Raw genomic sequence first — 14,356 nt, 5'->3', positions numbered from 1 at the left:
CGCTGGCCGCCGGTGCTTAGTAGCGCTGGCGACTGCGCCTTGCGCAGCCGGCCGTGGTTGTCTGTTGCGCTGGCGACTCTCCTTCAGAGAGCCGGCCGCCAATGTGATCCCCGGACCAATTTCATGTATATGGTGCCTTACATCGCACACTTTCCCGCAGCTTCTCCTCAGGCTGAAAGCTCGCCGCCCTTTTTGGGGTATCCAATATCCGTTAGGTTGTGGAGGGAAGCCCGCTCTACTGACCGCGGGTCGGGGTCGTAGATTTCCGACGCCGTTGGAGAGAGGCGCCGGCCCATGGCCAAGATCAGCAACCCCGTTCGCTTCTCCGCCCACTTCGGCATTGATGAGAAGGTTCTCGCCAAGCGCGGCGTCTTGAACCCAACGCTCAACGTCGACACCAAGCTTTTCATCGACCCATTTCTGATCCCACTGAGCGCTCATCCCGAGATGGCCAAGGGTGGCCGGAAGACATACGAGAGACACTTCGAGACAGTCATCAAATTGCTCGCCGGCTCGAAGCAGTTGGGTGACACCGCGTGGCGCAACGCTCGGCGCATGATGGAATTTCCGGAGATCAAGTGGACCTGTCTTGGCTACGGCGGACAATCCGTGTCTGGGAGCGGGTCAGGTGCGTTCACTACGAATGGCGTGATGCAAACTGCGAGGGAGATCGTAGACCTCGGCGTTGATGATCCAGACCTGTTCGTGGCCATGGGCCTTTTTGAGGACGGGATTGGCCCCGACCGGATCAGCGACATGGCGACCAACGTCATCCTGCCTGACCTACTGGCCTTCAATGCACGCGTTCTGAAGGGACTAAAGGTTCCGACGAAAAAGCTTAGCTTGAACCTCAAGAATGGCAGCAGCTACGAAGCGGAGCTTCCGATCAACCCGTTCGAGAAGGGTGCCGGGCCCATCATATTGGTTCCATCGGATGTTCTGCGCGACCTACCGATCGCAACTGACTGGTCCGACGTCGCAGATGCTGCGTCTAAGAACGCTGCTCTTAGGAACAAGGTGAACCAACAGGTCGCGGAGATATGGGGCCGAAAGACCCGCAAGGATAAGTCCAATCTGCGCGGCTGGGCCATGAGCAGCCAGGACAATTTTAAGCTCTACATGGAGCTTCTGCGCGGAGCGAAACCGAAGCCGTACGATATGGCTGGCGATCCACTTGGTGAACTCGTTTGGCGACGCATCGCCGAAACGCTTGCCAGCGATCAGCCTTTCAAACTCGCTGCCCCCAAGAAACACGACGCCGCCAGCGTCGCGGCCGTAGTTAGCGAGATCATTGAGCAGTTCCAGTTTCTGATTGAGAAGCGCCGCCTTTCGGAGGAACTCTACCATCAAAGCAGCCCACGGCCGGAGAAGGCAGCGCAGCGAATGTTTTTCGCTGTCGCTCATGCATACTGCAAAGCAAATGATCTGGATTTGACGCCGGAAGCCGAGACTGGCAACGGCCCGGTAGACTTTAAAATGTCGTCCGGGTTCAAGGGCCGAGTGTTGGTAGAGATCAAGCTCTCAACGAACCCGAAGGTCGTGGCCGGGTACGGCAAGCAACTGGAGACGTACAAGGGTGCAGAAGAGACGACACGCGGGTTTTACGTCGTGATTGACGTTGGGCACATTGGCAACAAGGCCAAGGAGCTATTGGCGGTCAAGAACGCCCAAGTTAAGGCCGGCAAACCAAGCTCGGAGATCGTGTTCATCGATGGTATCCGCCGCGCGTCGGCAAGCAAGTTATAGTCTGCACTCCGCACATGCCCTCGCACTCATAATTGAACATGTTGAGCTGACACTGGTCTTCGGTCGTGGGTAGATCGACCTCCGCGAGCGGTTTTAGGCTGGCGTTCCTGAACCCGAGCCATGTCGTGACGCGTGCGATCCCATGCGGATTCTCCGCTTTGCTTGTCCTCGATCGATAACGACGTCGACCACAACAAAAAACGGCCACGTCGCAACGTGGCCGTTTTGCTATTCGTCATGCAGGCCCAGCGCCCTCAAGTGACGCTGCGGGACATCTAAACCAGGATCAACGCCTGCAGGCGCGTGCTTCCACATCGCAGCTCCAGCCGGCGGCGGTCTGCGAGCAGCCCACCTTCTTGCTAGCTGCGCGGCTGAAGAACGCCCATGAGCGGCCATATTCAAGATTGGTGAAGTCCTGCCAGGACTGAATGGCATCCCGTTGGGCAGCAGCCTTGGTCGAATGACGTCCGCTGCTACCGTAATGCCAATGGTCAGTCAGACACAGCTTTCCACCTTCGCGGCGCACAGCGTGAAGGGCCGTTGCCAGGCCTGTTTCTTGCGCGATGGCCACCGGTACTACAGTCGTGATCGTGACGGCGGCTACAGCCAACGCCAACAGAGTTTTAGGCAACATTTCCACCCCCCAGGTGCGTGAATTCTTGCCAGTGATTCAATGGACACTGACAGATTCTCTATGACACCTCGATAGGCTGTGGCGCCCCAGACCTGAATTAAGCCGCACGACGCGGCAATCAGGTCACAGCTGAGGCCGGAATCTGATGCCCGTCAGAGCAACGGTTCCTCGTAAACGCGCTTTCCGTCCGCCATCAGACCTTTGATGGCCGCGGTCCCGCTGGCGTCCACGGCCAATATAGCGGAAATCTTCCGGTCACCGACCATCCGCTCAAGTTCGCGCCCCGTTCCCTCCGGCACGAAATAACTCTCGATGCCGTAGCTGAGCCCGATGTTCGGCTGCTGATCGGCTTCGTTACGCGTCGGCTGATAGGCATAGGTCACGCGTCCGCGCAGCACCACGTCGCCCGCTGCAACGCTTTCAGGCGGAAGCGCCGATGTTGCAACGGACGTCCAGTGGCCGTCGTCACCCTTGTGCAGCGTCACGAAGAACGCATCGCCCCGCTTCGGCACCACCGACCCGGCCGGCAGTTTCACGCGCGAGATGTCGTAGCCCAGGATCACATAATCGCCGCGGAACAGGCTGCGCGGATCGACCGGGATCACATCCAGCACCACCTCGCGCCCATTGCTGAGCAGCGACGCGCGATCCCAGATCATCCAGCCAAGCACCGCTGCCTGGCCCAGTGCGACGGCGGCAATCGCCAGCCACAGGTTACGGCGCGGCGTTTCAATTTTCCGATGTGCGAATACGTCGGTCATCGCGCCACCTCCAGGTTAGGGTGCACCCGCGCATGCAGGCGGTAGGCCACGTAAGCCAGCAGGACCACGACAAAGCCGACGGTAAGGAAGAACAGCGACGATCCGAACAGCGTGCCCACGGTCTTGAAGTAAAGCCCCAGCACTTCAATCGAAAAACCGGCGTAGCCCAGCCACAGCAGCCCGGAGCTGCCCCGCTGCAGCCCCAGCGCGATGCCTCCCAGCACCAGCGCCAGCGCAGCGACTGCGAGCACGATGAACTCGTTGAGCGCCGCGCCTTCGATGAACTGCATCGCGAACAGCCCCGCAAACGCGATCACCAGGCCATAGCCGATGGTCGGGGTCACCCAGCCATGCAGCCTGCCGTCATCCAGCTTCGACATCGCCACGCCGGCGCCGAACACCAGCAGGCCGATGACGACAACCACGCCATGGCCGCCGCCGCTGCCGTCAAGCAGGCTGTAGCCCAGGCTGATGATCCAACCCGTCAGAGCCACCGCCGCCAGATGCAACCCGCCTACCCAGCGCTGCGCGGCTATCGCCGCCGTCACCGCAAGCCAGCCGAGCAGAAACGACCAATGCACGCTGCCATCGATTGTGCGTTGCCATCCGCTCCACAGGCAGACCAGCAGCAGCGCCACCGCCAGCGCCGCATTCGAGCGCAGCAGCACGCCAGCCGCCAGCGCGCCGATCGCCCACACCAGCACCGCATCGGGCGGATTGCCCTCAATGTGGAACATCTGCGAAATGAGCATGATACCCGCGCCGAAGATGGCCACGCCCGCCAGCACTGCAGCATCGGCAAAGTTGGAATGGTTGCGCTCGTACAGCGCGCCCGCAATGCCATACGAGGCGAACAGCCCGGCGAAAATCATCACCAGGCGCCACAGCCTCGGCATCTCGCTCCAGTTGGCCGCAACAAAGCTCATAACCCCGAACCCGATCAGCACCGCACCGAGAATGGCCAGCGCCGTTGCGAGGTCGAGTTTGTTGCGGTCGCCCGCGGCGACATCCTGCCGGATGGCGGCCTCACCTTGGGCGTTCAGCCATCCGGCCTCCCGCCAGCGGGCCAGATCGCGGTCCAGCCGCTTGGCATAGCGTGACATGCTTATCTCTGAGAACTTGCGGGGCCACCTTCTGCAAAGACAGCCACCGGCGTGATTGAAAGGCGACCGGACGATAGTCCGCCACCTGTTGCGAAACTATGTCCGCAATGGGCCGGACCCAAGCCGCCACTCACCGCTTCCCACAGAAGCCAATGCCAGCGGAACAACCCCGGCGGGCAGGCGCTGCGGCACACTCACCGCCCTGCGCCAATCTTCACCCTCTGTTAATCGCATCCCCGTTGAGGCCCGGCGCGCTTTCCACTAGCTTGCCGCGCCATGCAACATATCAAACCCATTCACGTCGTTGGCGGGGGCCTCGCCGGCTCCGAAGCCGCCTGGCAGATCGCATCCGCCGGCGTGCCCGTCGTGCTCCACGAGATGCGCCCCGTGCAAAGCACCGACGCGCACCGCACCGATCGCCTGGCCGAGCTTGTCTGCTCCAACTCGTTCCGCTCCGACGATTGGGAATATAACGCCGTCGGCCTGCTGCATGAGGAAATGCGCCGCGCCGGTTCGCTCATCATGGCGGCGGGCGATGTCCACAAGCTGCCCGCGGGCGGCGCGCTGGCCGTTGACCGCGATGCCTTCGCCGAAGAGGTGACGCGCCGCCTCAGCGACCACCCGCTGATCACCATCGAGCGCACCGAGATTGCCGGTCTGCCGCCGCGCGAATGGGAAAGCGTCGTCGTCGCCACCGGCCCCCTCACCTCGGCCGCGCTCAGCAGCGCCATCGGCAAACTCACCGGCGAAGCCGACCTCGCCTTCTTCGATGCCATCGCCCCGGTCATCCATCGCGACAGCGTCGACACCACAATCGCATGGTTCCAGTCGCGCTATGACAAGGCCGGCCCCGCAGGCACCGGCGCCGACTATCTCAATTGCCCGATGAACCGCGAGGAATATGAAGCCTTCATCGACGCGCTGATCGCAGGCGAAAAAACCAGCTTCAAGGAATGGGAAGCCTCAACGCCCTATTTCGATGGCTGTCTGCCCATCGAGGTGATGGCCGAGCGCGGCCGCGACACGCTGCGCTATGGCCCGATGAAGCCGGTCGGCCTCGATGATCCGCGCACCGGTCGCTGGCCCTATGCGGTGGTGCAGCTCCGCCAGGACAACGCCCTCGGCACGCTGTGGAACATGGTTGGCTTCCAGACCAAGCTGAAGCACGCCGAGCAGGTGCGCATCTTCCGCATGATCCCCGGCCTGCAGGACGCAGAGTTTGCGCGCCTCGGCGGTCTGCATCGCAACACGTTCCTCAATTCGCCCAAGCTTCTCGACGCGGCGCTGCGCCTCAAGGCGGCACCGCACCTGCGTTTCGCCGGACAGATCACCGGCGTTGAAGGCTACGTCGAAAGCGCCGCCATCGGCCTGCTGGCGGGTCGCTTCGCAGCGGCCGAGCGACTAGGGCGTCTCTGTCCGCCGCCGCCGAACACGACAGCGCTCGGCGCTTTGATCGGCCACATTACCGGCGGGCACATCACCGCCGACGATGACGACAGCGGCGCGCGTTCGTTCCAACCGATGAACATCAACTACGGTCTGCTGCCGGACATCGAGAAGCCGTCCACCGATGCCGATGGCAATCGGCTGAAGGGCAAGGAGCGCGGCCGTGCGCGCAAGCGTGCCGTCAGCGTGCGCGCGCTCGCCGACATTGATGCATGGCTGGCCGAAGTGTCCTTACCCGCGTCGGCCTGATGCGCAGCACAGCGCGCTTACACCAGCGGGCGCGTCGCGTGTCACTGAGCCGGTACGGCAGACGACGGCGGCAGCACAGCCTTTGAATTCAGCGCGTCGCCGCCCTGCTCATCCTCAAGTGCTGATCGCGGCGCGTTGAGCAGATCGGCCGGCAACGTCAGATCCGGCATCGTCAGCGCCGCGTCATCCGGCTCGCCCATCGCGCCATCAAGCGAAGGGGCAGCATCGGCTGCTGGCGGCGAAGCTGGCATCGCCCCACCGACAGCCGGTTGACCGGGCGGCGTCACGGCCGCTGCGGGAGCGGGAGCCGCAGCAGCGCCGGTTGCTGGAGCAGGCCCTGCAGCAGGTGCCGCATTCGGTGCAGCGGGCGCGACGGGTGGTGCAATAGGTGGCAAGTCTTCCAACACTGGTGCGGGGGCAGCTGGAGCCTGCATTGCGCCATCCACCCCGGCCTTCGACGGCGCTGGCGCATCGATTGCCTTAGCCGCAGCCCCTGACGCAGCCGGAGCATTCAGCGTGCCGGGCGGTGCCGTCAACACGCCGCCCTGTATACCGGCGGGCGCCTCTCCCCCTGACGGTGCTACACCCGGCAATGGCGCCTGCTCGATCGGCGCAGGCGGCGGAACAGCGCCCCCCGGCGCAATCAGAAGATTGTCGGCGCCGTGTCCAGTCGAAGACGCCGCAGCGCCCGTTTCATCCAGCATCGAGGGCGCCGTCGCCGCCAGTGCCGGTTTCTCCGCACCCTGACCATACTTCTGCAATACAGCGCGCGCCCGGTGCGCAACCGCGTCCGCAATCGCAGCCTGACCTTCAGCCGTCGGATGGAATGCGCCGGAGTAAGTTGCCGCCAGCAGCAACTGCACCCACGCAAACGCATCCAGCTTCAACACCTTCTGCAGCAGCGATGGCGCAACATGGAAGTTGCCGGTCATGAAGGAGTCGTTCGGTGTGCGGAACCAGCGCTGACGCGGCACATAGGGTCGATAATCCGCCGGGTTGTACGGACGCCAGCCGTCGGCCGTTTTACGCGGCAGACGCAGATCGTCAGCTATGCGCGTGCCGTCGGTGGTGTTCCCTGCGCAAATGCCACGGCCAATGAATTCGCGCCGGTGCGCATCAACAAAGCTCCAGCCATACTGATCGGCCGCCTTCTTCATCGTCACGTGCAGCTTATCCGCCACCCAGGTGCCAATGCGCGCCTTGGATTCGCTGAACTTGAAATCGGGCAGCACGTCCATGCCTGCCGCGCCATCGGGGCAAGTGCTCACACCATCGCCCTGCAGCGCAAGGCCTGGATACGCCGTCAGCAAAATGCGATCGGACTGCTCCCACGGGATATGCAGCAGATAGTGCAGCGCGCGATTGAGCGACTTGTAACGCTTGATGAGCGCTTCCAGCCCAAGGCTCGCATGATCAAGACCGTGCACCTGTCCAAACCAGCCACCCAGCATGCGCAGCGTAGAAGCGTCGTCCAGAACCGAGTTGGCCAGCAGACGCGCAAAGCCAACATCGTTGCCGCCCACCGACACGAACATCAGGTCGATCTTGCGCGCATTGATCGGATCGCACTTGCGCAGCACCAGCCCGCCGCGCAGCTCCGGAATGGCGCCGTTCATGTGATAGGCTTCCGGCAGATCCTGCGTCGGCGCGTCGTCGCCCTCGCACTGCGCGGCGGCAATCGCAGAGATTTGCGACATGTCAGTCGGGTTCGGCACCCACTCGTTGCCCGCGTATTTCAGAAACAGGCCGTAAGTCACCTCCGAGCCCGAGCACGCCACACCGACATACGTAACTGAGCGATGGTCGTCCTCGACGGCGAGTTGCATCGCCGCGCGCAGCTGATGCGAATAAAGCGATCGGTGGCACGCCTGATCCAGCCAGCGCGAGTTCTCTTTCACGAACCCCTTGTCGCCGATCTGCTTCCACGGGCCGATACGCGCCGGATAACCATTAAGCGCAACGCCGCTGTGGGTGCCGTAATCGGAGCTGCGGTCACGCGAGAAGCGAACCGGCAGGTCCGGATTGCCTTCACCCGACGCGAAGCTGTCGCCCATGCCGACAACCAGCAGATCCTTGATCTGCACATCCTCCGCAGCGACTTCGCGGCCGCCGATCTCAACCGTGATGCGCGCACCCGACGGATAGGGAATGTCGAAGCGCACCTCTTCACTGCACGGCAACGTCACAGCATCGCCCCGGACGGGGCCGCTACGCGGGGCCGTCAGCCAGGTGCAGCTCAGTCCGGCCGCCTCATCGATATTCGTGACGCGGAAAATCGCGCGGTGCGATGTCGGGTTGATGTACGCGCGCCCGTCCTTGCAGACAAACTGGTTGGTGTCCGAGTTCCAGCAGGTGTCGCGGAACATCGTCTCCGCCCAGCTCACATCATGGCGAACACTCAGCGCCTGCTCGGCGGCCAGGATGGGTCGCTGTAATTGGTCCGCCGGTGGCAACGCAAGAAATGTCGCGCGGTGAACTTCCGTATCCGTTGCATCGGTGAAAAAGCGGAACGGATTTTCCACCCGCCAGGCGATCTGAGGCAGTGGCAACGCGGCGCTCTGAGCAGTCGCCGGAGTTCCAGCTCCGCAGGCCATCATCAGCGAGCAAACCGACAGGATTAACGCCGCTAACGAACGGGTGGCCGATCGCACCATGAACGATCCTTTATCCGCCTTGAAAAACCATTGATGGGTCTTGAACGCAGCGCACCAATTTCTGGTCCCGAAGATAGCTAAAACCGTCCTCGCCGGTACGCCCAATATATCCGCCATACCCGTGTCAGCGGTGAGACGTTCGCTTCCGTCGTCACGCAGCGGTCGCCAAGTCTTTCAAAAGCCTTCAAATACGGCTCCACGAGGGCAAGCGGCAGCATGGCTGGCAACACGCCGCGGGGCGCATCCTTGAACCGCGCCCGCGCCTCGACCAGCCACGCGCGTGCTTCCGTGCGCAGCTCTGGCACCACGGCCACCAAGTCATTGGTTCCGAATGGATTTCTTCCAAGTGCGCACAGCACCGGCAACGCCCGCAACAGTTGCACGCGCCCAAACGCCTGCCCCGCCGCCGCGATCAGCGCATCGCATTCCGGCGCCCCCGCATCTTCGCCGAGCGCCGTCACTCCAAGGCTAAACGCAGCGCCCTGACTGCCCGCCGCGAACGCACTCACCGCCCCGGAAGCCGCAAGGTCACCGCCGTAGAGCAGGTGATCATAGGTATCCACAATGGAACCCAGCAGCGCCACGTCTATCCCGCCCGCGCCCACTGCGCGCCGCACGGCATCGGCCAGAGGCATGCCGATCGCCGCTTCGTTTTCATCGTTCTGCGCGTGCGCGGGAGCCGACGCATCGGTTGCAATCTCATCCAGCACATCGCGCCACCATTGCAGGCGGATCTCGGCCATGGCGGGCTCGCGCACCTGGAGCGGAATGCGTGCAATCTCGCCGTGAAACGCCGCAAGAGTGATGAGATTTTGCTGGGCCGATACCGGCGCAAGCAGCGCCGCGAGATAGCGATCATAATCGAACGCGCGCGCCTCATCACGCACGATCCCTGCACCGCTCGACCGATCTTTGTCGTCCATGAACTTCGGCCCTCCCGCAGCACATGGTTGTCATGGCTTCCGATGCAGCGCCTAGCACAGACCGGGCAATAGTGCATGGTTCCCATTACGCGCTCGGCGGCCGGCTCGGCGCAGCGGAGTCGCCGAGCGCCACAAAAGACAATCCTAATCGACCGCGATCAATGCGGCACCGAACGTGCGCCCTTCCGCCAGCAACACATTATAGGTCCGCGCCGCCGCGCCCGTCGCCATCGGTTCAAGCGCAATGCCGGCGGCCATGAACAGATCCGCCATCGGCTTCGGCGGCATCTTATGTTCGACGCCAGTGCCCAGCAGCACGAACGCGGGTGGCTTCAGCTCATCAAGAAAACGCGCAAGCGAGGGCGCGCGCGGGTTGGCAATCAGGGCATCGAAGTCGGCAACATCCCACGCATAGACGCCACTCGGTACGATAAGCAGCGAACCCCGATGGCTCATGTCGGCAAAGCGGAAACCGCCGTTGCCGTAGGCATCAATCGGCGCACGACCGGGCAGATATGGCTGCGCTTCAAGCATCCGATGTCCTCAGCGAGCCCTTATTCAAACTGCAAACAGCATAATGGGATCGCCAGCTATGCCGACGACCCCAGTTTGCTAAGCGCGGAACATGCCACCATCGGCAAGCCCGATGGCGAAGCGGCAAGTCAACCGTCAGACGGCGCCGGCCGGTTCCTTTTTGTTGCTCTTCTCTGCGCCAGGTGCGGTCTTGGAACCGCCGCCGACAAGGTTGTCGCGCTTGATGCCGATGAAGCCAAGCAACGGGGCTGCGATGAAGATCGACGAGTAGGTGCCGATCACAATGCCGAGCAGCATGGCGAGCGAGAAGTTTCGGATAACCTCGCCGCCGAACAGCAGCAGCGCAGCGATACCCGCAATCGCAGTCATACCCGTGAGCACCGTACGCGACAGCGTCTCGTTGATCGACAGATCGAGAAGTTCGTTCAATTCCATGCGCTTGTATTTGCGCAGGTTTTCTCGAATTCGATCTGACACCACGACGCTGTCGTTCATCGAATAACCGACGATCGTCAGCACCGCCGCCACGATCGACAGGTCAAACTCAAGCCAGAACAGCGAAAAGATGCCGATGGTCAGCAGCACGTCGTGCAACAGCGACAGGATAACGCCGGCCGCAAACTGCCAGTCGAACCGGAACCAGACATAAAGGCTCACAGCAAACAGCGACGCGATCAGTGCAATGATACTGGTGGAGCGCAGCTCACTGGAAACCGCCGGGCCCACAACTTCGATACGGCGCTGCACATAGCCATCACCCAGCGCGTCGACGACCTTCTTCATCGCCACTTGCTGCGCAGCCTCATCGCCCGCCTGCTGCTCGACGCGGATCAGCAAATCGGTGTCAGAGCCAAACGCCTGAATCTGCACATCGCCGATACCGAGATCGTTGAGCTTCTTGCGTACCTCTGAAACATCCGCAGGGCCGGACTTCGACTGCACCTCAATGAGCGAACCGCCCTTGAAGTCGACGCCGTAGTTCAGCCCGTGCACCAGAAACAATGCCACGGAGCCAACCATCAGCACAACGGACATGACCAAGGCCAGCCCTTTGTACTTCATAAAGGGCAGGCGCGTTCCATGCGGGAAGAAGTCGAACCCCTTGAAATCGGGAATCGGAAAAAACATCGCTTGCCCCTTTAAACCGGCACTTCGGTGATGCGGCCCTTGCTCTTGGCGTTCTTAAGCCAGAGCGCCACCAGCAGACGGGTCACCGTCACCGCAGCGAACACCGAGGTAAGAATACCGAGCGTCAGCGTAACGGCGAAGCCACGGATCGGACCCGAGCCGAGCCAGAACATGATGATGGCCGCGAACAGCGTCGTAAGCTGACTGTCGAAAATAGTGACGAACGCGCGCTGGAAGCCATTTTCGATGGCTGCAATCGGCGATTTGCCGTTTCGCAACTCCTCGCGCATGCGCTCGTAGATGAGAACGTTCGCGTCCACCGCCATACCGATCGTGAGCACGAAGCCCGCGATACCCGGCAGCGTCAGCGTGGCGCCGATCATCGTCATCAGCGCCAGAATGAGGAAGCCGTGCACCAGCAGGCCGACGCAGGCGATGACGCCGAACGTGCCGTAGGCAACGGTGGTCAGAATAGCGGTGAGCAGCAGACCGACGAGACCGGCAAGCTTACCGGCTTCAATAGAGTCCGCACCGAGCGACGGTCCAACCGAGCGCTCTTCCACCACGGTCAGCTTGGCCGGCAGCGCGCCGGAACGGAGCTGCACCGCCAGCGTATTGGCGCTCTCAACCGTGAAGCTGCCCGAAATCTGGCCCGAACCACCGAGAATGGGCTCGCGGATCACCGGAGCTGACAGAACCTTGTTGTCCAGCACGATAGCGAACGGCTGACCAACATGATCCTTGGTGAAATTGCCGAACTTGCGCGCGCCAGACTGATTGAAACGGAACGAGATGATCGGCTCGTTGGTGCGCGAGTCAAAGCCCGGCTGTGAATCGACCAGATCTTCACCCGAAACAACCGGCGAATCCCGCAGCAGATAGCTGCGGCCGCTCTCCTCGCCTTCAACGCCCGGATAAACCTTGTAGCCAACTGGCGGACGCGACTGCGCGGCGTCTTCAGCCGACATGGTCGGATGCACGGAATGGAACGTAAGCTTCGCCGTCTGACCGATCAGATCTTTCAGCAGCGTCGTGTCATGCAGACCCGGGAACTGCACCAGAATACGGTCGGAGCCCTGACGAACCACGGTCGATTCCGACGTACCCATGGCGTTTACACGCCGGTTGACGGTTTCGATGGCGGCGCTGACCGCGCTGGAAACGCGGTGCTGCATACCAGGCTCTGTTGGCGCCAGCGTGATGGTGTCGGCGCCCGAGACGGTAACGGAAATGTCGTTGGCGCCGGTGCCCATGAGCGCGCTGCCAATCGGCAGCACCAGCTTATCGAGCGCCTGCTTCGCCTTCTCCAGATCCTCAGGCTTCGAGATCTTCACCTGCACCGCGTTGCCGACGATACCAAGACCGGTGAAGCCAACCTTCGCCTCACGCAGCTGCTTGCGGGCGTCGTCGCGCATCGTCGTCAGCCAGTCCTTCTCAAGCTCCTTGGTATCAAGGGCGAGAAGAAGATGGGCGCCGCCTTGCAGGTCGAGGCCAAGCGGAAGCTGCCTGTGCGGCATCCAGCTCGGCCAGCTCTCAACCGTCTCCTTGGAGAAGAAGTTGGGCAGCGTGAAGAAGATGCCCGCCATGCAGGTCATGACGATTGCGATGATCTTCCAGCGTTCGAAGTGCAGCATCTAATTCAACCGATCCCGTTTGCAGCCAGCGACGTCCGTCGTCAGCCCGCCCTACGCCGTTTCTTTTGCAGCTTCACCCTTGCTGCGCACGTCCATGAGAGTTGACCTAAGCACCCGCACCCGCATTGTGTCGGAAAGCTCAACCTCGACTTCATCGGAAGTGTCGGAAACCTTTGTCACCTTGCCAACGAACCCGCCGGCCGTAACAACTGTATCGCCGCGGCGGATCTGATTGATCAGCTCACGGTGCGCCTTGGCGCGCTGCTGCTGGGGCCTGATCACCAGAAAATAGAAGATGGCGACCATGGCCAGCATCGGCGCGATCAGATTCATGAACGGATCACTCGCTCCGGCAGCCTGCGCGTATGCTGGCGTAATGAACATGCTAGTGCTTCCCCTTGCCGATGATAGGCGGACGGCGTGCATTTACCTGCGCGAGCGCAGATAAGCGCGACTGCCCTGAGTGAAAAGAGCCGTGACTATAGTGTCCAACAGCTTCTTTGCAATACAGAGACCGGTTGTGCGATGCCACACAACCCGTGTGACTTGCCGCTCGGCGGCGCTATAGAAGCACTGCCCCTCCCCGGCAAGCAAAAAAGCCCTAGATGACTGAATTTACAGGTCCGACCATGAACGACGACGCCAAACTGGCGCTTCAGCTGGAGCGCATCGCCACCGCACTGGAACGGCTGGCCGGGCCGCCGCCGGAGCCGATCGATCTGGAGGTCGCATCGGCTTTTGTCTGGTCGGCAGAAAACGAGCGGTTTGAGCCGGTCCACAAGGTAAACCGGGTACCGCTGGAGCTCTTGAAGGGCGTCGGCAACGTGGCGCCGCAGCTTATTGCCAACACCGAGCAATTCGCCCGTGGCCTGCCTGCGAACAACGCTCTGCTATGGGGCGCGCGCGGCATGGGCAAGTCATCGCTGGTGAAGGCTGTTCACGCAGACGTGAGAGAACGGCTGGCCAGTGATCCGGCAAAATCGGGCGACCTGAAGCTGGTCGAGATCCATCGCGAAGATATCGATTCGTTGCCCCGATGCCTTGCCGCCATGCGGTCCGGCCCCCACCGCTTCATTGTATTCTGTGACGACCTCTCGTTCGACCACGACGACACCAGCTACAAATCGTTGAAGGCGGTGCTGGAAGGCGGCATCGAGGGACGGCCCGAAAACGTCATCTTCTATGCCACCTCGAACCGGCGCCATCTGATGCCGCGGGACATGATGGAGAATGAGCGCTCGACTGCGATCAACCCGTCGGAAGCGGTGGAAGAAAAGGTCTCACTTTCCGACCGCTTCGGCCTCTGGCTTGGTTTCCACAACTGCGGTCAGGACGCATACTTGGACATGGTGCGCGGGTACGCACGCCATTTCGGCCTCGGCGTGCCGGACGATGAACTGGTGCGGGACGCTCTGGAATGGAGCATCACCCGTGGCGGGCGCTCGGGTCGCGTTGCCTGGCAGTTTACCCAGCACGTTGCCGGACGCCTCGGCAAACACCTCAACGTTTGATAGTTGCTGATAGCAAACGCCAGCGGAGCACAC

The 14,356-nt window shown here is 62.0% G+C and carries 12 protein-coding genes; 3 read left to right on the top strand and 9 right to left on the bottom strand.

From position 1 onward, the window contains the following. The first annotated feature begins 294 nt into the window (after positions 1-294). Positions 295-1,746, top strand: a complete 1,452-nt coding sequence (locus tag C6Y62_RS15010) for a hypothetical protein (protein WP_173954595.1) — start codon at positions 295-297, stop codon at positions 1,744-1,746. 286 nt (positions 1,747-2,032) lie between these two features. Here the strand turns inward: C6Y62_RS15010 and C6Y62_RS15005 are convergent, their stop codons facing one another. From C6Y62_RS15005 to C6Y62_RS14995, 3 genes are all read right to left on the bottom strand, one after another. Next, the gene (locus tag C6Y62_RS15005) at positions 2,033-2,380 is read right to left on the bottom strand and encodes a hypothetical protein (RefSeq protein WP_173954594.1); all 348 of its coding nucleotides are present in this window, start codon (positions 2,378-2,380) and stop codon (positions 2,033-2,035) included. A gap of 152 nt (positions 2,381-2,532) precedes the next feature. After that, positions 2,533-3,141, bottom strand: a complete 609-nt coding sequence (locus C6Y62_RS15000; protein WP_173954593.1) for a GDYXXLXY domain-containing protein — start codon at positions 3,139-3,141, stop codon at positions 2,533-2,535. Beyond that, complete coding sequence (locus C6Y62_RS14995) at positions 3,138-4,244, bottom strand: DUF2157 domain-containing protein (RefSeq protein ID WP_173954592.1); 1,107 nt, start codon at positions 4,242-4,244, stop codon at positions 3,138-3,140. The genes C6Y62_RS15000 and C6Y62_RS14995 overlap by 4 nt, the downstream gene beginning before the upstream one ends. A 276-nt stretch (positions 4,245-4,520) precedes the next feature. Between C6Y62_RS14995 and trmFO the strand changes: the two genes are divergently transcribed. Beyond that, complete coding sequence (trmFO, locus tag C6Y62_RS14990) at positions 4,521-5,939, top strand: methylenetetrahydrofolate--tRNA-(uracil(54)-C(5))-methyltransferase (FADH(2)-oxidizing) TrmFO (protein ID WP_173954591.1); 1,419 nt, start codon at positions 4,521-4,523, stop codon at positions 5,937-5,939. Between the two features lie 41 nt (positions 5,940-5,980). Here the strand turns inward: trmFO and C6Y62_RS14985 are convergent, their stop codons facing one another. The 6 genes from C6Y62_RS14985 to yajC form a co-directional block, all read right to left on the bottom strand. Next, positions 5,981-8,593 (bottom strand): SGNH/GDSL hydrolase family protein, encoded by a 2,613-nt coding sequence (locus C6Y62_RS14985; RefSeq protein WP_173954590.1) that lies wholly within the window; start codon positions 8,591-8,593, stop codon positions 5,981-5,983. A gap of 77 nt (positions 8,594-8,670) precedes the next feature. Next, the gene (locus tag C6Y62_RS14980) at positions 8,671-9,516 is read right to left on the bottom strand and encodes a squalene/phytoene synthase family protein (RefSeq protein ID WP_173954589.1); all 846 of its coding nucleotides are present in this window, start codon (positions 9,514-9,516) and stop codon (positions 8,671-8,673) included. 144 nt (positions 9,517-9,660) lie between these two features. Next, a complete protein-coding gene (locus C6Y62_RS14975; protein WP_173954588.1) occupies positions 9,661-10,050 on the bottom strand; it encodes an Mth938-like domain-containing protein in 390 nt (129 codons plus the stop codon). A gap of 135 nt (positions 10,051-10,185) precedes the next feature. Further along, entirely contained in the window at positions 10,186-11,178 is a 993-nt protein-coding gene (secF, locus tag C6Y62_RS14970; protein ID WP_173954587.1) for a protein translocase subunit SecF, read from the bottom strand. Between the two features lie 11 nt (positions 11,179-11,189). After that, positions 11,190-12,812 (bottom strand): protein translocase subunit SecD, encoded by a 1,623-nt coding sequence (gene secD, locus C6Y62_RS14965; protein ID WP_173954586.1) that lies wholly within the window; start codon positions 12,810-12,812, stop codon positions 11,190-11,192. Positions 12,813-12,863: 51 nt separating this feature from the next. Further along, positions 12,864-13,196, bottom strand: coding sequence for a preprotein translocase subunit YajC (yajC, locus tag C6Y62_RS14960; protein WP_173954585.1), 333 nt, complete (start codon positions 13,194-13,196; stop codon positions 12,864-12,866). Positions 13,197-13,417: 221 nt separating this feature from the next. Here yajC and C6Y62_RS14955 point away from each other — a divergent pair, with 221 nt between their 5' ends. After that, positions 13,418-14,323 carry an ATP-binding protein gene (locus C6Y62_RS14955; protein ID WP_420844171.1) on the top strand — a complete coding sequence of 302 codons (906 nt, stop codon included), beginning with the start codon at positions 13,418-13,420 and terminating at the stop codon, positions 14,321-14,323. Positions 14,324-14,356: the final 33 nt, after the last annotated feature.

Origin of the sequence: Hyphomicrobium sulfonivorans (assembly GCF_013306565.1) — a bacterium.
Lineage (GTDB): Bacteria > Pseudomonadota > Alphaproteobacteria > Rhizobiales > Hyphomicrobiaceae > Hyphomicrobium_A > Hyphomicrobium_A sulfonivorans.
The sequence above is the reverse complement of the archived record's forward strand: the minus strand, read 5'-3'. Positions and strand labels throughout refer to the sequence as shown.